Origin of the sequence: Flavobacterium sp. T12S277 (assembly GCF_048514875.1) — a bacterium.
GTDB lineage: Bacteria > Bacteroidota > Bacteroidia > Flavobacteriales > Flavobacteriaceae > Flavobacterium.
The window spans coordinates 47,018-67,419 of the sequence record NZ_JBLYEG010000007.1 but is presented as its reverse complement, the minus strand read 5'-3'; the positions used below and the strand labels follow the sequence as shown (position 1 = coordinate 67,419).

Sequence of the window (20,402 nt, the reverse complement as noted above, 5' to 3'; positions counted from 1 at the left end):
ATTTTTAAGTTCTAATTCCAAAAAACAAATGCAGCTAATACGAGACAATTTTGAGCGAATGACCAGGCTTACAGATGCCGAATGGCATACTTTTTCATCCAAACTTGTACGTCAGGAATTTCCAAAGAAAACGCCAGTACTTGAAACGGGCACAGTCGAAAATTACCTCTCATTTGTAGAAAAAGGTCTGGTGAGATATTACATCCCCGGCGAAGACCATGATCTTACTTTTACCTTTGTATTTGATGGTGAATTTACTAGCGGTTACGATTCCTTTATCACCAGATTACCGGTAAATTATACCATTGAAACGCTTTCAGAAACGGTGCTTTGGCGCATATCCTATGACGATCTTCAGGAGGTATATGCCGAAACTAAAATTGGCAATACCATTGGACGCATTGCAAGCGAAGGACTCTTTCTCAAAAAAGCAAAAAGAGAACTTTCACTGCTTAACGACTCGGCTGAGCAGCGTTATCTTAATCTTTTTACCGAGCAGCCACAACTCATACAAAGGATTCCTCAAAAATACCTCGCCTCTTATATTGGTATCACTCCACAGGCATTGAGCAGAATAAGAAAACGTATTTCTTAACCCAGGTTCATTGTTTGAGATCTCTTTACTGCGCAACTTTGTAAAAAAAAGATATGGAAACTTTAATTGTGTTACTAGGTGTCTTTACAATTGCACTGCTCTTCGTAAAGCTTACTTCAAAAAGATTTGAAATTTCAACCGCGGCCAGAATTGCCATGGCAGCCATGCTTGCATTTACAGCTGTAAGCCATTTTGTATTTACCAAAGGAATGGCCATGATGGTCTCTTTTTTGCCTTGGCCAACCGTAATTGTTTATGCGACAGGAGTTATAGAACTGGTCGCAGCAGTGGGGCTATTGATTCCGAAAACAAGATTGCTTACTGCTAAATTACTTGTGCTCTTTTTTATCGTTTTACTTCCCGCGAACATCTATGCCGCCAGCCATAGTATCAATCTGCAAACAGCCAGTTACAACGGCAAAGGGCTATCTTACTTATGGTTTAGAGTACCGTTGCAGCTTTTGTTTATCGGTTGGGTTTATTTTTCTTCGATCAGAAATCAGGCACTGCATAAACCTGTTACCGCCTACTAAAACAGGCCCTTTACCACATTTTGTTCTAAAATTAGGTTGTGGTTTTTCTGTGTGAAAAATTAATTTTTAGTTAAAACTTTTTTTTATTTCAAAAAACACCTTAAATTTGTAACATATTTTATTACAGTATGATTTCAGGTAAGTTTGCCATAACGATTCACATTTTAACTTTACTCACTAAATTCCCGAATGATTTTTTATCCTCGGAATTTATTGCAGGGAGTATCAATCTGAATCCGGTGTTGGTGAGAAAAGAAATTGCCAATTTAAAAGCACATCATATTGTTGAAAGCAAAGAGGGCAAAAACGGCGGTACAAAACTGGCTGTTGATCCTTCGAAAATTACATTAAAGGAAATATTTGAAATGACTTTTGAGACCATTAATCTGGGTTATGCCAAAAATCAGCCTAATCCGGATTGTCCGGTTGGTAAAAAGATCAATCAAAATTTGAGTTCTTTATATGCTGAGATGAATCAAAAAGTTAGTTTACAATTAGACGGAATCTCATTGGAAGATTTTTCTAATCAATTCTAAAACTATTTTTTTACACTAAACTGTAACATTTTTTATTACTAATTAAATTTATATATTATGAAAATCGCAATTATTGGAGCAACCGGATTTGTTGGTACTGCCATTTTAAACGAATTAGCAAGCAGAAATCATGAGATCACGGCTATTGCCAGAAATCCGAAAGACAACTCAAATGTAAACTGGAAAAGCGCAGACATTTTTGATGTACCTGCTCTCGCAGCAATTTTAAAAGGAAATGATGTCGTTGTTAATGCTTACAACGCAGGATGGACCAACCCAAACATCTACGACGATTTTATTGCCGGATCAAAAGCAATTCAGGAAGCCGTAAAACAATCCGGTGTAAAACGTTTTATTACGATCGGAGGAGCAGGAAGTTTATTTGTAGCTCCTGGTCTACAAGCTGTTGACACTCCCGATTTTCCAAAAGAATACTATGCCGGAGCAACCGCAGCAAGAGATTATTTAAATATACTGAAAGAAGAAAAAGAACTGGATTGGGCTTTCTTTAGTCCGGCTTTTGAAATGCATCATGGTATCACCACCGGAAGAACAGGAAAATACCGTTTAGGATTAGACAATCCTGTTTTTAATGATGATCAGAGAAGTATTTTATCTGTAGAAGATTTAGCCGTTGTAATTGCTGACGAAACCGAAACCCCAAAACACCATCAGGTTCGTTTTACAGCAGCTTATTAAGTATTTAAGGGGCAAAGGTACAAAGAGGCGAAGTTGCAAAGGTTTTTCCTCTTTGTACCTCTGTCCCTTTGTACCTTTGTACCTCTGTCCCTTTGAACCTCTGCCCCTTTGTAAAAAAAAAATCCTTTTTGAAACTGTTTTTGTTTTCTGTACTTTTACACTACCAAAAAGTATATTTTGTCAGCTTCAAAAAAACGATCAGGTAGTTTGCACGAAAAAGCCGGAATTTCTCCTCCAGAAATCACCAATGTTTCGGCTATTCAACAAATTAAAAAAAACAGAAGACAGCAACCTTCTTCATCTGAATTGATTGCGGGTGTTTTATCGGGAAATATTACGGCGCTGAGTCGTGCTATCACACTGGTGGAAAGTACCAATCCGGAACATACTGCAAAAGCGAACGAAGTTATAAAAGGTTGTTTACCGCATGCCAATCAATCCATCCGAATCGGAATCACGGGGGTTCCCGGTGTTGGTAAAAGTACTTTTATTGAAACTTTTGGAAGCTATTTAACCCAATTGGGGAAAAAAGTCGCGGTTCTGGCAGTTGATCCCAGCAGCTCTATTTCGCATGGAAGTATTCTAGGCGATAAAACCCGTATGGAAGAACTCGTAAAAGATGAAAATGCTTTTATCAGACCAAGTGCTTCGGGAGATACTTTAGGCGGTGTAGCCCGTAAAACACGAGAATCGATTATTTTATGTGAAGCCGCAGGTTTTGATACGATTGTTATTGAAACGGTTGGTGTAGGGCAAAGTGAAACCGCTGTTCACAGCATGGTGGACTTTTTCTTACTACTAAAAATTTCCGGTGCCGGCGACGAACTTCAGGGTATCAAACGCGGCATTATGGAAATGGCCGATGCTATCGTAATCAATAAAGCCGATGGTGACAACATCAAAAAAGCCAATCAGGCCAAACTGGAATTCAACAGGGCTTTGCATTTATTCCCTCCCAAAAAATCAAACTGGCAGCCAAAAGTCACTACCTGCAGTGCCATCACCAAAGAAGGTATTTCGGAGATCTGGACTACGATTTCTGATTATACGGAAACAACTACCTCAACTGGTTTCTTCCAGGAAAGACGAAAAGAACAAAACCAATTCTGGATGATGGAAACCATTGATGAGCATTTGAAATCAAACTTTTACAATCATCCTGAGATTATTGGGCAATTGCTACAAATCAAAAAAGCGGTGCAAAATGATGAAATATCACCTTTTGCAGCCGCTCAGTTTTTATTAGATACCTATAAAAACAGCTTCTAATTTCTTAAAGCTATTTTTCATTTACTTTACATTAATTGAAATTGTATAAGTCGTTTCACTTTGTTGAATAAGGTATTTACCGGGAACTAAAATGTTTGAATTGAATTTTAAATCTTTAACTAATTCCGGAGCTATAGTCTGTCCTTCAGGTATTACAAAAACTTCTCCATCTCTTACTAAATCTTTGTGATGCTCAGTAGTCAAAGCACTTTTTTGAATTTCCATAACAAAATTTCCTTTTTCATTTCTAACACGTACTGGTGTTCCGGTAGCATTTGGCTTAAAAAGGTTAAGGTAGTGCCAATCAAAGGTATAAATATCAGGACAGAACCCGTTTGGCTGACTGCAGTCAATATTATGCGATCCCCAATTTCGTACAATAAATGAATCGTGGAAGTAGATTCTTTGAGTATTGGGTTGATTTTGCTGCTCTGTGTCTGATAATTGAGTATTTTGATCTTCAACAGATTCGTTATTGCAGCTTATAAAAAGAGCGGCAGATACAACAACTAACATTACTTTTAACACTTCAGATTTTTTTTGTGGTAATTTTTTCATAATAAATAAATTTAATGGTCCCTACTCTATCACTGGCTTTTCAGGTTACGCCTTTTGGTTTAGTATAGATCAATTAAATTTATTTTATGTTACCCCCTATTTTTAAATTTTAACAAAAAAAAAGCTGCTAAGTATGAAATTACTTAGCAGCTTTTTTTTACAATAAGTTGAAAATTACTTTTTCTTATCCCTAAGTTTATATTTATTCTGCTTGTACAAATTGCCTGCAGTTATAACATGTGCCAAAGCATCTTTTGCTAAGTCTTCATTTAATTTAACTGGAATTAAAGTAGTGTCGTTTTTAATTTCAAACTGTAAGGGTTTCAAATTAGGCTGCATAATTACGACCTGATTTTCGACTCTGAAAGCATTGATATCGTTGAATTGCATGATGGATCTTCCTTGTGTTTTCGCATCCAGTTTGTTCAGGTTTCTTCCTACCATAGGTGTTTCAAACGGAAGTCCCAAATAACTCAATAAAGTTGGCGGAATATCGATCTGACTGGCCAATTTACTGTAAACAGCTCCTTTTTGAACGCCAGGCCCCATGATAAGAGCCGGAATGTGAAACTTGTTAATCGGCACTAAATTTTTACCGTAGGTTCTGGTGTTGTGATCCGCGATTACGATAAAAATGGTGTTTTTGAAATACGGTTCTTTTTTAGCCATTTCGAAAAATTTCCCAATAGAGAAATCGGCATATTTCATAGCATTGTTTACGGTTGCCGGTTTGGCATCGTAAGGTTTGATTCTTCCCGCAGGATATTCAAAAGGCTCATGATTGGAAGTCGAAAACATTAAAGAGAAGAAAGGTTTGTCTCCTTTTGCTTTAAAATAATTATTGGCTTTGGTTACCAGATCTTCATCTGAATATCCCCAGGTTCCTTTAAAAGCATATTTGTTTCCATCCGATTCAAAATCTTCCTGATCTACAATATCCTGAAATCCATTTCCGTTAAAAAAGGAAGCCATATTGTCAAAATTTGCCATTCCACCATAAATAAAACTGGTGTCATATCCTTTTTGTTTTAACGCATCGGCCAACGTAAAAAATCCTTGCTGTGAGTTTCCTAATTTCACTACACTTTCTGAAGGTGAAGGCAAAAATCCGGTTACTACCGCTTCGATTCCGCGTACACTTCGCGTTCCTGTGCAATACAAATTGGTGAACAACAAACCTTCTTTAGACAGTTTATCAAATTCGGGCGTCAATGGTTTTCCTCCTAAAATTCCAACGTACTCCGCTCCTAAACTTTCCTGTAGAAAAATAACTAAATTGTATGGTTTCTTCAATAGTGTGTCCGGTTGCTGTACATGTAAAAACGGAATTTCGGCATCTGTAAAATCACCAGGTCCTGCCAGCATGTATTTTTTTACACGGGCGATCGCCTCGGCTTCTTCCATTTTACCGTACATCTTGGTGTTTCCTTCATTTTTAATCGAATAAGCCGCAAAAGCTACCGTATAAAAAGAATTCAATCCCAAAGTATTGGTTAACTGATCGGTTGAAAATACTGCATTACTAGCATTGATCGGACGTTTTGAAGTAAGACTTGAACGCGCTCCAAAAAACAATAAAAAAGCCACTAATGGAAAAAGCATCAGTTTAAATTTATAGTCGGTACTGCTGGTATAGAAATACTTTTTCCCTTTTTTGAAAGCAAAATACAAGACTACTCCCAAAATTATAAAAGTCACGATGATCGAAGTCAGATAACTTTTTAAAAGCATTCCGACTACTTCTTTAGGATAAATCAGGTAGTCTAAGAAAATTTTATTCGGACGTGTGTCGTATTGTTTTACAAAATCGGGTGTTGCCAACTCTACAAAAAGAATCAGAAACAGGAATAAAAAGCTGTAAATGACCAAAAAATTATTGGTGAACTTCAGTGCTTTATTCGGCAGAAAAGTAATTAAGACTGCCGGCAGGAAAGACAAGTAACACAATAAAATCATGTCCATTCGCAATCCGATTGGGAAGATGTACCAAAAGTTTGGCGTTTCTACTACCCTGTCTTTAAAAATAAAGAACAAAAATAGTCGGCTTAAAGTAGTAATCAACAATCCGATTGCTATGAAATTGATGATGGGTTTTAAAAAACTTAATTTTTTCATTAGAAAGATTTAAATGTTTTGGGATTGGGGCCTATTCTAAAGACACCGGATGTCTTTACTCTTCGTAACGATTTATTTCCCTATCGTAAAACTCATTGGCCAAAACAATTAAACCTTCCATCTCCGCATTTAATTCTGCTTCGTCAAGATCTTCTGCTTCTTCCATGAATTCTACCTCATCATCTTTTAAGTTGATTATGAATCTTGGATAATCCAGGTGAATGATGAAAATATCATCTGGAAAATCAGTATTGTCTCCGAGTAAAAATTTAGGTAATTCCATTTTTATTTATTTATTATTTTATTTATTGGTTCACAGACTGCAATGGTTTAAAGTGCTTTCAGCATACTTTGCGAATCCTTTTTAGCTGTGGCTGATTCTTTTGCCGTTCAAATTTAAGTATTTGAAACTGAATTTCTGATTAATTTTTTGGTCAGGTAATGAAAACGAATATAAAGAAATATTGCGGCTGTGGTCAATCCGGCCAAAAGTCCGATCCAAACCCCCTGTGCTTTTAATTCGGTATATTCAGCCAGATAATATGAAATTGGAAAACCAATTATCCAATAGGCTACAAAGGTAATGTACATCGGGATTTTCACATCCTGCAAACCACGTAAAGCCCCCAGAACGACAACCTGAATTCCGTCAGAAATTTGAAAAACGGCCGCTATTAAAAGTAATTTTGAAGCAATACCAATTACCTCATTGTTATCGAGAAGCTGACCTCCGTTTTCCATATTCAAAAAGATATGTGGAAGGAAATCGTGAAACGCTACAAACAGTATCGCAAAAAAGGTTTCAATTATAATCGCCAGTAAAAAGATCGAACGGGCCACCACAACTAAATTTTTATAATCCATCAAACCTCTTTGATTGCTTACTCTGATCATCGAAGTCACACTCAATCCCATCGCAAACATAAAGGTCATAGACGCCAGACTTAAAGCAATTTGATTGGCTGCCTGACTGGTTTTTCCAATGTTCCCGCAAAGCCAGATCGACGCTGTAAACAAAACTACTTCAAAAAGCATTTGCATGGCCGATGGAAATCCGATATTGATTATTTTTTTCAGAGTTTCTTTTTTAATTTCATCAAAGCTGAAGTTTTTGAAAAAACGTTTCAAATCTTCTCTTCTGGAAAGCATGATGTGCATGAACATGACCAAAAATATTCTTGAAATTACAGTCCCCAAAGCAGCACCAATAATTCCCATTTTTGGAAAAATCCAGATCCCGTAAATCAATACATAGTTAATTCCAACATGCAGTACGTTGGCCATAATCATGGCGTACATTGAATATTTGGTCATCGAAAGTCCGTCAGCAAATTGTTTGTATCCCTGATATACAATCAGCGGAATCAAAGAGAAAGCAACCCAATCCAGATAAGGTTTTGCAAGCGCAATTACATCAGCAGGCTGCTGCAGCAACTCCATTATAGGTTTTGCGAGCACTATAATTCCGAAAAGAAACAATCCTAACAGTATGCACAAAAACAATCCGTGGTGAAATGCAGAGCGAATTTTACCATCATTTTTTTCGGCATCTCCTTCTGCTACGATTGGTGTGATGGCGGTAGAGAAACCAATCCCCAACGACATGGCGATAAAGATCATACTGTTTCCTAATGAAACTGCCGCTAATTCCGTACTTCCTAACTTTCCAACCATTATGTTGTCGACGATACCAATTAAGGTATGTCCGACCATTCCTAATATAATGGGGTATGCTAATTTTAAATTATATGAAAACTCTTTGGTATACTGCTTTAAATTCACTTCTCTTCTATTTTAGTCGGCAAAGATAATCAGAAGCTTTGGATTCTTTGGTACGATTAAAAACATAAGCAAACATTAAGGCATTTTTTAACTAACCTGATATTATATAACAATTATGAAAAATTATATAACGCTCTCCTGAGGTCTTGAAAGTATTTTTACAGTATTAGAAATTCAAAATAGATGGTCATGAGAAATTTAAAAATGTTATGCCTTGCTGCCTTCGCTTTACTATACGCCAATACAACTTTTGCTCAGGACAATGCCGTTAAAGATTACAATCAGGGTTTTAGATTAGGCTTTGGTTTAAATGGTGGTATCCCAACCGACAATGACTATAAATGGTCACTTGGCGGGGATGTTCGTCTGCAATATGATTTATCTAAAAAAACATCGCTGACCCTGACTACAGGTTTTACCAATCTGTTTATGAAAGACGAAGCAAAAGATCTTGGATTTATTCCGGCGAAAGCGGGTTTTAAAGCTTTTATCTGGGAAGATCAGTTTTATGTTTTAGGAGAAGTGGGAGCTGGTTTTGCCGTTACAAACGGTTATGACGATACTACTTTTTTATGGGCACCTGGAATTGGGTACGCCAATAAATACATTGACATTAGTGTTCGTTATGAAGATTATAATAAATTCAAAACCAATCAGGTTGCTTTGCGCTTAGCCTATGGTTTTAATTTATAGAGATTGAGTTTAATTTATTTTTTTGTTTTTGGTATGAACCCGGTAGAGAGTAAGATCTATCGGGTTTTGTTTTTTTTATACCATTGGTCAAAAGATAACTGCCATTAGTCAAATGATTTTTCGTGATTGGTTTAGAACGCGGTAATTCGCAGAAAAATTAATCCAATCATGAACAAAACAGTTTTTTATTTAGCACAGCTTTTTTTCTTTTTACTGATCAGCACTTGTGTCCGATCACAATCAAAATTCTCTGGAGAATTTAAAGTCGATTATGTCCCTTTTTCCAATTACGTACGACCAATGGACAGTACCAAAACAAACGCTGAAAGTAATTTTAAAAGAGTTCAGCTTGCTTTTGAGCTACCCCTATCGCTGGAAATGGACCAATACAATCGTCCAAAACTCTGGTCGCTTTTTGCAACTGGGAGTTATGCCCGAATGGAAAATAAAAATTATGAGGCTCCCTCTCTTCCTATAGAGTTTCAGAATGGTTTTCCTAATGAATTGCTGAACGCCCAGGTGGGAGTTAAACATTTACGCTCTATTTCTAAATCCTGGTCTTTGATGATTGTAGCTTCGGTGGGAGTTTACACCGATATGGTCGAAATTAACAAAGAGGATGTATTGTTTCAGGGAGGTGTCTTTTTTATTAAACAATTCAATCCAAACATGTCTTTTGGTATGGGGCCTGTTTTAACCAATAGTTTTGGTGTTCCGATGGTGCTTCCCGGAATTTATTTTAATTGGGAATCAAGAGGTGCCTGGCATTTCAAAATTACTTTTCCGGAAAGTTTGGAATTTGGGTATCGCATATCTGACACTTTTGATTTAAAAACGGTTGTCGAATTGAGCGGAATGACTGCCGAAACGAGAGTCAACAATAAATCAACACTATTGGGTTACCAGCAAATTATTGCCGGTATACAACCTGAGATCAAATTGGGTAAACACTGGAGACTGCAACCAACAGCGGGGACAACACTTTTACGCAATTTCTCCAGTACCAATAGAAAAATCAAGGACATTTTTAAGGAAAAAGATATGGCCAACCCAAGATTTACTACTACATTTTACGGAGCCGTAGCCCTAAAATGGGCATTCTAGGATTAACGGCTTAATAAATTTTTATAGACTACCTCTTTCAACAATGCTTCGCGGCGCGTTCTTGAAATGGGTAGTTCTTGTCCTTTTACAAACAATCGTCCACCCGCAACAGAATCAATATGGGTAATATTAACAAGGAACGATTTGTGAATTCTGAAGAAAATCTCTGTTGGAAGTGTTTCTTCTAATGAGATCATTGTCTGGTGAATGACAAGAACCTTGTCTTTAAAATGTAGTTTTGCATAGTTTTGCATGCCTTCGATATAAAGGATATCCAGCCAGGAAATTTTTTGAAAACCTTCCTCCTGACGCACATACAAATAGGGATCTAATTGATTTTGCTTTGGAGAAGCTGTCATCTGATGCCATTGTTTTGCTTTTAGAGCGGCCTGATAAAAACGCTGAAACGTTATAGGTTTTAATAAATAATCAACAACCTGCAAACGGTAACCCTCCAAGGCATATTCCGAATAAGCCGTTGTAAAAATGACCAAAGGCGGATTGTCCAGCGATTCTAAAAACTCTAATCCGGAGAGATAGGGCATGTTAATATCCAGAAACAGCAAATCGACCTGCTTTTCCTGAATGTAGGACGTGGCTTCTAAAGCGGAGGCACAAGTACCCGCCACTTCGAGAAAATCAATTTTAGAAACAAAATCTACTATTCCGTTTCTTGCGATAGGTTCGTCGTCGATAACAAGGCATTTCATGTTCATATTTTGCTGTTTTTTATTATTTTTTTTTCTCTCGCAGATCCCGCAGATCAGGCAGATTTTTTCTTTCTTTTTACCCAATCAAAAATCTGCAATCGTTAATCTTCAATCTAAAATCTTTTAACTTAAGGGCATTGAGCTATTGTGAACGTTACACCCTTTTATTTTAAATCTAAATCCACCGTCACCGTAAAATCCGCATCGGTTTTGTTGATCTTGAGCTGATGTTTTTCGGGGTATTGAATCGCGAGTCTTTTTTTGACATTTTCAAGTCCAAGTCCCTGGTTTTTTGAAGGGATTTTATATTGCTCGGTATAGGAGTTTTCGATTTTAAAATGCAATTGTTTAGCCGTCTGTTTGCACGACAAATGCACATAACCTCTTTGATTGGGAAGTCTTGAAACGTGTTTAAAAGCATTTTCGATTAACGGAACCAAAAGCAAGGGCGCAATCTGAAGCTGAGCATCTTCGATTCTCCATTTGCATTTTACTTCTAATTCGTTGCCCCATCGCGTTTCTTCGACTGCAATTAAATCTTTGAGGTATTTTATTTCAAGCTGCAGCGGCACATATTCTTTGTTGCATTCATACAGCTGATACCTTAAAATATCGGAGAACTGAACGAGTAAATCCGAAGCCAGTTTCACATTGCTCTGCATTAAAATATGAATGTGATTGAGTACGTTAAACATGAGATGCGGATTGATCTGATCCTGTAAAATCCTGATTTGCGCCTCGAGATGTACCTGTTGCAGCTGTGCATGGTTGCGTTCGATTACATTATGTTCCTGATAAAATCGAAGTCCGCAGGCCGTACCGCAAATCAAAATGGCTGCGGGAATGCTGCCAAAAAATCTTGCCCATAAAAACTGCATTGAAGTCATGTGGGCTTCATCCGGATATAAACGTGCGCGAGAATAGGTATTGGAAAAAACAGCATAGACAATGGCCAGACAAAAGGAAAGTACCAAAACTATAATAACGCTTTGTACGGCAAATAGCGCCATTCTTCTTTTGCGCAAGGCATATGGTAATAACACATCACTTAAAAAATGTGCCAAAAGACAAGAACATAATAAAACCAAAAAAGCCTGAGAAGCAGCTGATAAAAAGCCATAAGCCTCTATCATCTGCGACCAGATCGTTATCCCGAGTATGCACCAAAAAAAGACTAAAAATATCCAGTGTCTGTTTTTACTTTTTGTAATCATTTAATAAAGAATATAAAATTCATAAGAAACTTTAGGTCCAAAAATAGCCCTATATTTTTTAAACAAACAGCAAAGAACCCAAAAGATTCTTTGCTGCTGACAAGGTTCACTCCATAATGAACGCTTAAAATATAAAATAACCAACGCTGACGTTAAACGAATTTGGTTTCGAGCTAAATTCTTTGCTCAGGTTATTCAATCCTCCCTGATAGGTAACATCAAAAGTAAACTTCCACATTTCGATTCCTGCCCCAACCTGATAGCCTATATTTGATTTATCAAATTTCCCGTAGGACGTTTTTAATTGATTTAGTGAAGAAAAATTTTCATCCAGTACATAAGAATAGACTCCACCTCCAAAAACCTTTACCTTCAGAACAGATTGATCAATTACTTTGTACCCAATTAACAGTGGCATTTCGAGACTTCTCCAGGTTGCATTTTTAGAAGACGATTGGGCTGTTCTTTCAATTTTAGAAGATTTCTCACTATACAAAATTTCATTTTGAACATAGAAACGTTTGAAGTCAAATCGAGCCATGGCACCACCAAAAAAACCAGCGGCATATTTTGAATCAAAACCGTTTGAAACTGGAAGTTCAGCATAATTTGACCCTGCTTTTATTCCGATGTGAATGGGAAGCGGAGATTGTGCATGCATTTTAGAAGAGAATAAGGCAAATGCGAAAACCGTTGTAAGCAATACTAATTTGTACGTGTTCATGATAATAGTTTTTATTAATTTGATGCAAAGGAGTACAAATCTGAAACGCTTTTAAAATTAGTTTGATGAACGGCAGCTGGGTGTTGACTAACGGAATTATTGAACTATTACAAAACAAACCCGACAGGTTTTAAAAACCTGTCGGGTTTAATTTTAAAAAAAACGTTTTATTATTTCAAATACTTTTTATCGGTAAGCGTTCTCATAAAGGCGATAAGCTGTTTTTTCTCCAAGTCGGATAAGTTTAATTTGTCTTCGGGTAAGGTTTGGTTCGGAACATCAAATCCTAAGCCTAACCCTCCTCCTTCATTATAAAAATCAACTACCTCTTCCAGTGTCTTGTAAACGCCATTGTGCATGTAGGGAGCGGTAAGTGTTATATTTCGGATGGTTGGTGTTTTAAACGAATGTTTATGAATCGCTGCCTGAGTAATCACAAATTTCCCCAGATCTCCGTCTAGTTTTTTACTTTTATTCGGAACGCCCAATATTTCGCTTTCCGATCGGTCAAAATTAGGAGGAACTGTTCCGTTGGTAAGCGGAATAAAGTGACAGGTTGCACATTTGCCCTTCCCCGCAAACAAGTTAAAACCTGCTTTTTCATCCGCTGTAAAAGACGCTTTGTTTTGCATATACCCATCAAACTTCGAATCGTATTGACTTAGCGAACGAATATAAGAAGCCAAAGCATTTTTGATCTCAAATTCGTTTATTGTTCCTTTTGGAAAAGCTTTTTTGAAGTCTCTCACATAGTTCGCATCCTTTTGAAGTACTAAAGCAGATTTCTCGAGAGAACCGTGCATTTCGTTTTCATTTTTAATGACGGCGACTGCCTGATCTTCGAGATAACTGACTCTTGAATCTGCAAAAAACACACGCTGAAAAGCGATATTGTTCAGTGTGGGCGTATTGCGCTGAAGCATTGATTTTCCGTCTAATGAAACCGCGGTTTCCAAACCATCTGTAAAAGCTTTATCGGCATGATGGCACGAGGCGCAGGAACGGGTGTTATTACCCGACAAAACAGGATCGTTGAACAGTTTTTTTCCTAAAGCAATTTTCTCCGGCGTTGTTTTGTAATCCGGGAAACCGGAAAAAGCTTCGGGATCAAATGCCTCCGGATCGAATAAAGTTTGTGCTGTTACTTTTAAACCTCTTTGCTCTTTCATGAGCGGAATCCCCAATTCAGATCGGGTTTGAAACAATCCTTTGTTTAGCGGGTTGGCAATTTCTTTGATAAAATAAGCACGGTCAAAAGCATTAAAGTTGGTATTTGTTTTTAAATACTGCTGCCCTTTCTTTAATATTCCAAGTACCTGACCTGAATTGGAAACCGCATTATTCTCCACGTAAACCTGATAATATTTTTCGATGGTTTCTAAAGCGACCAAAGCTTCGGGAAGTGAATTCAGCACAACAGGCGAATCAAATCCTGTAATTCCTAAGGTAACAATTCGGTATACTTCCAGCCGCATCGCATCAAAAACATGCGCGTCTGTTAATTGATTTGAACTGGAAACTTTCTCCAGACGAACCAAATTAGCCGAAAGGACACCCAATTCCTGCAACAGATCTTTTTTGCTTTCTTTGCTGTACTTCGGAAAAACCAATTCCTCAATAACCTGAAATCCTTCGGGCGGAACTGTCACTTTATCGTTTTCCTCAAACTCCGGTATTGCAGGACCATTTATTGCTTTGGAAACGGCCGGCGAATAATACTCACTTATCATTTCAACCTTTTTATAGCTTTGATGTGCTTCGAGAAATTGTCGCTGAATTTGTGCTTCGGTAGAATCCGACTGTACGGAATATTTCAGTTTGGCTACTTTTTCAATCAGTAAAGTAATATCGGACTGAAACAGTTCGTTTACTTCCTGATGTTTGTCCTTTTTCTGGCAGGCAACAAACGCCAACAGAAAAAACAAACCGTATATTTTTTTCATCTTGTATTATAAATTAAAAGGGGGAATATTCAGAAAAACAGAAACCACTACCTCAAATTGAAGTAGTGGATGACTGTTTGGTAATGCTTTAAAAATTTATCTCGCTAAACCTTTAATGACTACGATTTGACTTGCTTGTTGCTCGTTCGGACGATTTGTTCCTCCGTCAACTCCTTTATATTTATCACCAGTCCAGGTATGAGGCTGTATGCTTAACATAAAAGTATCCGGAATACCCAACTGATCTGAAACATCGATCATAGCACCGTATTCCCAGTCTCCGAATTTAGATAGTTTCCCTACGTTGTATTTCGAAGCATCAGCCTGAGTACGACGGTGGTCTAATTCCAGTACCACTTTTAGCTCTTTTGTAGCGATATTGTATTGGTAAATGTAAGCATCGTGTGTTTCGTCACCGTATCCGTTTGCATCTTCCTGAACGTAAACGTAGTTAGAAGTTACACAAATGTTATCCGGGTTTTGAAATTTCCCAGCTTTTCCACTGCGAACGTCACCATCCAAAACTAGTTCTAAAGTTCCTTTTAACGGATCGGCAGCATCAAGATTTAATCTGTAAACTCTACCGTATTTTGTTCTTGAACCATCAGCATTTGTTCCGGTAATATCTTGTCCTGTTACGTTAAAGTACAATTCACGGTCAGCATTGTTACCTCCTTTGCGGTAATCTAAATCTTCCACACGACCAAATTTAATCGCTTTCAAAGTATTTACAGAGGCATTGATTTGAGCTCCTGTTAAAGTAGTATGATTGTCAATTTTCACAAAAGAAACAGGATATGTTTTGTCTACTTCCATGTCTTTCTCTCTTTGGTTGCTGTCATTTCTTTTTAGCATGTACAAAGATCCTCCGGCTAAATCACCAACAGTGTTTGATACATACATAAAAACCTGACCTCCGTAAGTTCCTGAATCATCATCGCCAATTACGACAACTGTTTTTCCTTTGTAAGCAGAAGAACGTAATGGTAAAGCATTCTCGGCGCTTAAACGCCCGAAACCTGCTAATTCTTTAGATACTGATGCTCCTCCTGCACTAGCGTACGGATCTAAAGCATGCGTACGAGACTCTTCTCCAGACTCTCCACAAGTTAAATAAAGTGGTCCAAAACCGTGTTCAGCCTGAGTAGCCATAGTAGCTCCACATAATCTCCAGGTTCCTCCACTAGAGTTTAACAAATATTCTCCTTTTGTCGGTTTGAATGTTTTGTCTAAAGTAATTCTCGAAACCGCAAAATTGTCTTCGTTGTTTACTAAAAAAGTAAAAGTTCCGTCTGTATTTTTCAATAGACCTGAACCATCAGCAGAACCTCCAAAAACAAAATTAGGACTATCTGCAAAAACATCATCTGAACTAAAAAGAGAGTAAATTTTCAAACTTTCAAATCCTGCCTGAGCTTTTATTAAACTTGGTGTTACAGATTGATCCTTCAGTACAACACTTGTTGCTTCTGCTTCGTCTTTAGAATCGTTATTACAAGATGTAAGCAACGAACCTAACATAATTAGGGGTAAAATAATTCTTTTCATGTAGTTAAAAAGTTGGTTTCTATTTTTTTTACAAAGTAACCTCCTGCTCTTTAACTTAAAATGATTTAGATATTATCAAAAAAACAACTGTTCGCTAAAAAAATGCTACAAAGCAAAAAAATGTTAACATTAATTTAGTACTACAAAACACTCATAAACTTACAGTAACATTAGCGCAAAAAAAAAGAGCCTTATTTTAAGACTCGTTTTCTAATTGCTCTTTATACATTTTAATATTAACCTTTATACTCTCCGGTAACTCAGGCTCTTTAATGTCGGTATGCTTCTGCATTTCTTCCCAAATGGTTTTGGCGACAATGTATCGTGCCATTTCTTTATCATCGGCCGGAATTACGTACCACGGAGCATCTTTTGTCGAAGTTTTGTTTATCGCTTCTTCATAATAATGCTGATATTCCTCCCAATGTGCACGTTCTTTTAAATCACCCGGCGAGAATTTCCAATTGTGTTTTTCTTCTTCCAGTCTTCGCAGTAAACGTTTACGTTGTTCCTCTTTACTCAAATGGAGATAAAACTTCAGTACAATAGTTCCGTTTTGCGTAATATGCTTTTCAAAATTATTGATTTGTTCAATTCTGTCTTTCCAAAAATCCTTCGGAATATCTTCTACCGTTTCAATTCCGGGTAAATTTTCATTCAGTATAAACTCAGGATGCACACGGGTTACCAAAATATTCTCATAATGGGTACGGTTAAAAATCGCATATTTCCCTTTTTCAGGTAGAGCCATATAATGTCTCCACAAATAATCGTGTTCCAGCTCTGCCGAAGTAGGTGTTTTAAAACTATGCACCACCACGCCACGCGGATTAAACTCTTTAAAAACCTCCCTAATCAGACTGTCTTTTCCGGAAGTATCCATTCCCTGCAAACAAATCAAAACACCGTACCGGTTATGCGCATACATGGCATCCTGCTGTTTACTCAATTTGGCCTGAACTTTATCGAGTTTTGCTTCTTTCTCCTCACTGTCTGCATCAAGATCGAGCAAAGTAGGAATCTTTGACAATTTTATTTTATCTGTGACTTTAAAATCATTTGGATCTATTGATTTCATATTTATGAGTTTTTTCGTAATAGTAAATATACTATTTTTACAAAGCATATTCCTGCTGTTCCTTGTAATACTTTCGGAGTCAGCAATTTTATTTACAAAACAACATTCATGGAAAAATTCACCTTAGAAATATTATTTCAAATCATCGGAATCGGGTCAGCATCAGGATTATTTTTCAACAACAATTCACTTTATATTATTGGCGATAACAGCGGTTTTTTATACGAATACCATATGCAGGATCAGCAATTAAATCAGCATCCGTTAATTGACAATCCAACACAAAATATTGCCAAAAATCTCAAACCCGATTTTGAGTCTTTGACACATCATAACGATACACTTTATGTTTTTGGTTCCGGATCTACCGAAAACCGAAACAAAATGATTGCATTCGATCTTAAAAACAAAAGCATTTTACAGAAAAATAATCTGGTTGATTTATATGCCTTAATGCAGAGTTTTGGCGACATAAAACCGGAAGACTTTAATCTCGAAGGTGCTATTTTCGACGGTGAGAACTGGTACCTGTTCAATCGCGGTAACGGAATCTCTAACAAAAACACCATTTTTACGATTCACGCCAAAAGTCTGGGAGAAGAATTTGCGCTGGTTGCGACCAATTATAAGCTTCCAAAAATAAAAGGCGTTCGCTCTAGTTTTACCGACGCTATACTGGTGGAAGACAAAATCTATTTTCTTTCCACCGCGGAAGACACCAAATCAACCTATGACGATGGTGCGATTCTCGGAAGTTTCATAGGAAGAATCGACCTTAAAACTATGAAAATCGATTTCACTCAAAAAATCACCTCAACCAATAAATTTGAAGGTCTGACATTCTACCAAAAGTCAAATAATACCATCGAGTTTTTACTTTGTGAGGATAATGACACAGAAGTTCTCGAAACGAAGATTTATAAATTAACTTTACCCAACAAACTATAAACTACCACAAAAAAATGATCCGGAAAACCACTTTAGCTCTTCTAATTTTTGTTACAAGTCAAATTACACATGCACAATACCAATATCCGGCGACTCCCGAGCATCCCGTAGTGGATGATTATTTTGGCACTAAGATAACTGATTCATACCGCTGGCTTGAAGACATGAAAAATCCTGAGGTTCAAAAATGGTTCAAAGATCAGGGGGATTACACCAATACTGTTATTAAAAAGATTCCCGGACGTGATGCTCTTTTTAACAGAATGAAAGAAATTCAGTCTTTAGGCGGAGACAGCTATGGAGAAGTCAAACAATTAGGCGAAAATTATTATTATACCAAAAACAAAAAGGAAGAAGGTATTGATAAATTGTACTTTAGAAAAGGAATCAATGGAGCCGAAATTTTATTGCTGGATCCCGAAACCTTCAAAAAAGGAGCGACAATTACAGCATATGTTATAAGTCCTGACAGAAAGAAATTAGCCATTACTTTAGCCGAAAATGGTTCCGAAGTTTGTGAACTCCGTATCATGGATCTCGAATCAAAAACATTTCTTGCCGATAAACTGACCCCGGTTTGGAGCGAATTTAATTTTGAGTTTACGCCGGACAGCAAAGCTATAACCTACACAAAAATGAGCAGTGGGGATAGCAATAGCGACGAATTTTTAAAAAACATGAAAGCCTTGATTCATGTTATTGGCACCAATCCGGAAACGGACAAAATTCTGGCATCAAAAAACAATAACCCTAATTTAAATCTTCTTTCGGAGCAGTTTCCGGAAACATCCTTCTCTGACGATTATTCCTATGTCATACTTCGTATAGGATCTACAAAAAATGAAGAACTGTCTTTTTATGCCCCATTCTCAGAGATAAATAAGGCCAAAATAAACTGGAAACCACTAATTAAATTTGAAGATGAAGTAATTACCAGTCTTATAATTGGTGATAAAGTTTTTTTCCTGTCTCATAAAAATGCACCAAACTACAAAATAGGTTTTATAGACATCAAAAATCCTGATTTTAGTAAAGCGACAATTTTGGTTCCTGAAACGAGCAAAGTGCTTCGCAGAATGCAGCAATCTAAAAATTTTATTTATTATTCATTGAGTGACGGAATCAATCAGGACAAATATCAAATTAACGCAAAAACATTGCAAACTAAAATGATTCCTTTACCAAAAGGCTCTAATGGTGGCTCTGCGCTATCCCCTCGTGAGAATGACAACATGAGCTTCACCAATATTGGCTGGATTACTCCTGCCGCAGATTATGATTATAATGCTGTATCAGAAAAATTAACTAAGGCTGAACAATTTATATCCAGTAAAGCTTATCCTGACTATTCGCAACTCTATACCGTAAAAGAAATCGAGGTACCAAGTCATGACGGTGTAATGGTTCCGCTATCTGTTATATATCCTAAAAACATAAAAATGGATGGCTCTACACCTTGTTACATTTCGGGTTATGGTGCATACGGGATCAGCAGAACTCCACGTTTTATTGGCCCTTCCTTAATGGCATTGCTAGAACAAAACACAATAATCGCCATCGCACATGTACGAGGTGGTGGTGAAAAAGGTAATGAGTGGCATAAAGGTGGTATGAAAGCAACAAAACCAAACACCTGGAAAGATTTTATTGCCTGTTCAGAATACCTGATCAAAGAAAAATACACCTCTGCTGATAAACTTATCGGGAACGGGGTTAGTATGGGCGGCATATTGATTGGAAGAGCCGTTACAGAACGTCCTGATCTTTTTGGAGTGGCGCTTATTGAGGTTGGCTGCACCAATGCCATACGAATGGAAACAACCCCAAATGGTCCTAATCAGATACCTGAAATCGGTTCTTTAAAAAAGGAAGAAGATGTCAAACACATCTTAGAAATGGATGCGCAGAGCAAAGTTAGAAAAGGAGAAAAATATCCTGCAATATTGCTGCGTACCGGAATCAATGACCCGAGAGTTTCTCCTTGGGAACCCGGAAAATTTGCCGCTGTCTTACAAAATGACAATGGATCGGATAAACCAATCTTATTGCATGTCAATTATGCCAACGGACATTTTTCCAACGATTTAAATATTACCTACGGCGATGCTGCCGATATGTTTGCTTTTGCATTGTGGCAGGTTGGTAATTCAAAATTTCAAATTAAATAATTCTAAATATTTCCGATAAGAAATAGCTTTTTATATTTAAAGCCTCTCCAAACGAATTCCGCAGCGAAACACATGATGTCGCTGCGGAATTCTTTTTTACGAAGATTCCTCGTTCCTCGGAATGACAACTTTGTGGATAATTTATTGTACTTTAGATGTGTTAGTAGACCCCTCTACCGAATAAA

19 protein-coding genes are annotated in these 20,402 nt (G+C 37.2%); 9 read left to right on the top strand and 10 right to left on the bottom strand.

What is annotated here, in order from left to right; genetic code table 11:
* Positions 1-28: 28 nt before the first annotated feature.
* The 5 genes from ACN1CN_RS12105 to meaB all read left to right on the top strand — a co-directional run bounded on the left by ACN1CN_RS12105 (position 29) and on the right by meaB (position 3,632).
* Positions 29-595: a Crp/Fnr family transcriptional regulator gene (locus ACN1CN_RS12105; RefSeq protein ID WP_419135848.1), complete on the top strand. Its 567-nt coding sequence runs from the start codon at positions 29-31 to the stop codon at positions 593-595.
* 53 nt (positions 596-648) lie between these two features.
* The gene (locus ACN1CN_RS12100) at positions 649-1,128 is read left to right on the top strand and encodes a hypothetical protein (protein ID WP_264525019.1); all 480 of its coding nucleotides are present in this window, start codon (positions 649-651) and stop codon (positions 1,126-1,128) included.
* Positions 1,129-1,256: 128 nt separating this feature from the next.
* A complete protein-coding gene (locus ACN1CN_RS12095) occupies positions 1,257-1,664 on the top strand; it encodes an Rrf2 family transcriptional regulator (RefSeq protein WP_291285550.1) in 408 nt (135 codons plus the stop codon).
* A 57-nt stretch (positions 1,665-1,721) separates the two neighbouring features.
* Positions 1,722-2,363: an NAD(P)-dependent oxidoreductase gene (locus ACN1CN_RS12090; RefSeq protein WP_419135847.1), complete on the top strand. Its 642-nt coding sequence runs from the start codon at positions 1,722-1,724 to the stop codon at positions 2,361-2,363.
* Between the two features lie 177 nt (positions 2,364-2,540).
* On the top strand, positions 2,541-3,632 hold the full coding sequence (gene meaB, locus ACN1CN_RS12085) for a methylmalonyl Co-A mutase-associated GTPase MeaB (RefSeq protein ID WP_419135845.1): 1,092 nt from the start codon (positions 2,541-2,543) through the stop codon (positions 3,630-3,632).
* A 21-nt stretch (positions 3,633-3,653) separates the two neighbouring features.
* On the opposite strand, the gene ACN1CN_RS12080 is transcribed toward meaB, so the two are convergent.
* The 4 genes from ACN1CN_RS12080 to ACN1CN_RS12065 form a co-directional block, all read right to left on the bottom strand.
* The gene (locus tag ACN1CN_RS12080; protein ID WP_419135844.1) at positions 3,654-4,190 is read right to left on the bottom strand and encodes a hypothetical protein; all 537 of its coding nucleotides are present in this window, start codon (positions 4,188-4,190) and stop codon (positions 3,654-3,656) included.
* 174 nt (positions 4,191-4,364) lie between these two features.
* Entirely contained in the window at positions 4,365-6,305 is a 1,941-nt protein-coding gene (locus ACN1CN_RS12075; RefSeq protein ID WP_419135843.1) for an LTA synthase family protein, read from the bottom strand.
* A gap of 55 nt (positions 6,306-6,360) precedes the next feature.
* Positions 6,361-6,588: a hypothetical protein gene (locus ACN1CN_RS12070; RefSeq protein ID WP_017495128.1), complete on the bottom strand. Its 228-nt coding sequence runs from the start codon at positions 6,586-6,588 to the stop codon at positions 6,361-6,363.
* 113 nt (positions 6,589-6,701) lie between these two features.
* Positions 6,702-8,087 carry an MATE family efflux transporter gene (locus ACN1CN_RS12065; RefSeq protein ID WP_419135841.1) on the bottom strand — a complete coding sequence of 462 codons (1,386 nt, stop codon included), beginning with the start codon at positions 8,085-8,087 and terminating at the stop codon, positions 6,702-6,704.
* A gap of 189 nt (positions 8,088-8,276) precedes the next feature.
* Here ACN1CN_RS12065 and ACN1CN_RS12060 point away from each other — a divergent pair, with 189 nt between their 5' ends.
* Together ACN1CN_RS12060 and ACN1CN_RS12055 are read left to right on the top strand one after the other, a co-directional pair.
* Positions 8,277-8,780 carry a hypothetical protein gene (locus tag ACN1CN_RS12060; protein ID WP_264525025.1) on the top strand — a complete coding sequence of 168 codons (504 nt, stop codon included), beginning with the start codon at positions 8,277-8,279 and terminating at the stop codon, positions 8,778-8,780.
* 168 nt (positions 8,781-8,948) lie between these two features.
* A complete protein-coding gene (locus ACN1CN_RS12055; protein WP_419135840.1) occupies positions 8,949-9,884 on the top strand; it encodes a DUF6268 family outer membrane beta-barrel protein in 936 nt (311 codons plus the stop codon).
* Between the two features lie 2 nt (positions 9,885-9,886).
* Here ACN1CN_RS12055 and ACN1CN_RS12050 read toward each other — a convergent pair whose 3' ends face one another.
* The 6 genes from ACN1CN_RS12050 to ACN1CN_RS12025 all read right to left on the bottom strand — a co-directional run bounded on the left by ACN1CN_RS12050 (position 9,887) and on the right by ACN1CN_RS12025 (position 17,101).
* The gene (locus tag ACN1CN_RS12050; protein WP_264525027.1) at positions 9,887-10,600 is read right to left on the bottom strand and encodes a LytR/AlgR family response regulator transcription factor; all 714 of its coding nucleotides are present in this window, start codon (positions 10,598-10,600) and stop codon (positions 9,887-9,889) included.
* A 158-nt stretch (positions 10,601-10,758) separates the two neighbouring features.
* Positions 10,759-11,808, bottom strand: a complete 1,050-nt coding sequence (locus ACN1CN_RS12045; RefSeq protein WP_264525028.1) for a sensor histidine kinase — start codon at positions 11,806-11,808, stop codon at positions 10,759-10,761.
* A gap of 124 nt (positions 11,809-11,932) precedes the next feature.
* On the bottom strand, positions 11,933-12,532 hold the full coding sequence (locus ACN1CN_RS12040; RefSeq protein ID WP_264525029.1) for a porin family protein: 600 nt from the start codon (positions 12,530-12,532) through the stop codon (positions 11,933-11,935).
* Positions 12,533-12,702: 170 nt separating this feature from the next.
* The gene (locus tag ACN1CN_RS12035) at positions 12,703-14,475 is read right to left on the bottom strand and encodes a cytochrome-c peroxidase (protein ID WP_419135839.1); all 1,773 of its coding nucleotides are present in this window, start codon (positions 14,473-14,475) and stop codon (positions 12,703-12,705) included.
* Between the two features lie 96 nt (positions 14,476-14,571).
* Positions 14,572-16,023 (bottom strand): hypothetical protein, encoded by a 1,452-nt coding sequence (locus tag ACN1CN_RS12030; RefSeq protein ID WP_419135838.1) that lies wholly within the window; start codon positions 16,021-16,023, stop codon positions 14,572-14,574.
* A gap of 196 nt (positions 16,024-16,219) precedes the next feature.
* On the bottom strand, positions 16,220-17,101 hold the full coding sequence (locus ACN1CN_RS12025; RefSeq protein WP_419135836.1) for a PPK2 family polyphosphate kinase: 882 nt from the start codon (positions 17,099-17,101) through the stop codon (positions 16,220-16,222).
* Positions 17,102-17,209: 108 nt separating this feature from the next.
* Here ACN1CN_RS12025 and ACN1CN_RS12020 point away from each other — a divergent pair, with 108 nt between their 5' ends.
* Positions 17,210-18,049 (top strand): DUF6929 family protein, encoded by an 840-nt coding sequence (locus ACN1CN_RS12020; RefSeq protein WP_419135835.1) that lies wholly within the window; start codon positions 17,210-17,212, stop codon positions 18,047-18,049.
* 14 nt (positions 18,050-18,063) lie between these two features.
* A complete protein-coding gene (locus ACN1CN_RS12015; RefSeq protein ID WP_419135834.1) occupies positions 18,064-20,217 on the top strand; it encodes a prolyl oligopeptidase family serine peptidase in 2,154 nt (717 codons plus the stop codon).
* Positions 20,218-20,402 lie beyond the last annotated feature (185 nt).

What these genes read in the sequence shown, in the direction of transcription:
- ACN1CN_RS12105 (WP_419135848.1), top strand. Translation starts at nt 29, where the DNA reads ATGCAGCTAATACGAGACAATTTTGAGCGAATGACCAGGCTTACAGAT.
- ACN1CN_RS12100 (WP_264525019.1), top strand. Translation starts at nt 649, where the DNA reads ATGGAAACTTTAATTGTGTTACTAGGTGTCTTTACAATTGCACTGCTC.
- ACN1CN_RS12095 (WP_291285550.1), top strand. Translation starts at nt 1,257, where the DNA reads ATGATTTCAGGTAAGTTTGCCATAACGATTCACATTTTAACTTTACTC.
- ACN1CN_RS12090 (WP_419135847.1), top strand. Translation starts at nt 1,722, where the DNA reads ATGAAAATCGCAATTATTGGAGCAACCGGATTTGTTGGTACTGCCATT.
- ACN1CN_RS12080 (WP_419135844.1), bottom strand. Translation starts at nt 4,190, where the DNA reads ATGAAAAAATTACCACAAAAAAAATCTGAAGTGTTAAAAGTAATGTTA.
- ACN1CN_RS12075 (WP_419135843.1), bottom strand. Translation starts at nt 6,305, where the DNA reads ATGAAAAAATTAAGTTTTTTAAAACCCATCATCAATTTCATAGCAATC.
- ACN1CN_RS12070 (WP_017495128.1), bottom strand. Translation starts at nt 6,588, where the DNA reads ATGGAATTACCTAAATTTTTACTCGGAGACAATACTGATTTTCCAGAT.
- ACN1CN_RS12060 (WP_264525025.1), top strand. Translation starts at nt 8,277, where the DNA reads ATGAGAAATTTAAAAATGTTATGCCTTGCTGCCTTCGCTTTACTATAC.
- ACN1CN_RS12055 (WP_419135840.1), top strand. Translation starts at nt 8,949, where the DNA reads ATGAACAAAACAGTTTTTTATTTAGCACAGCTTTTTTTCTTTTTACTG.
- ACN1CN_RS12050 (WP_264525027.1), bottom strand. Translation starts at nt 10,600, where the DNA reads ATGAACATGAAATGCCTTGTTATCGACGACGAACCTATCGCAAGAAAC.
- ACN1CN_RS12045 (WP_264525028.1), bottom strand. Translation starts at nt 11,808, where the DNA reads ATGATTACAAAAAGTAAAAACAGACACTGGATATTTTTAGTCTTTTTT.
- ACN1CN_RS12040 (WP_264525029.1), bottom strand. Translation starts at nt 12,532, where the DNA reads ATGAACACGTACAAATTAGTATTGCTTACAACGGTTTTCGCATTTGCC.
- ACN1CN_RS12035 (WP_419135839.1), bottom strand. Translation starts at nt 14,475, where the DNA reads ATGAAAAAAATATACGGTTTGTTTTTTCTGTTGGCGTTTGTTGCCTGC.
- ACN1CN_RS12030 (WP_419135838.1), bottom strand. Translation starts at nt 16,023, where the DNA reads ATGAAAAGAATTATTTTACCCCTAATTATGTTAGGTTCGTTGCTTACA.
- ACN1CN_RS12025 (WP_419135836.1), bottom strand. Translation starts at nt 17,101, where the DNA reads ATGAAATCAATAGATCCAAATGATTTTAAAGTCACAGATAAAATAAAA.
- ACN1CN_RS12020 (WP_419135835.1), top strand. Translation starts at nt 17,210, where the DNA reads ATGGAAAAATTCACCTTAGAAATATTATTTCAAATCATCGGAATCGGG.
- ACN1CN_RS12015 (WP_419135834.1), top strand. Translation starts at nt 18,064, where the DNA reads ATGATCCGGAAAACCACTTTAGCTCTTCTAATTTTTGTTACAAGTCAA.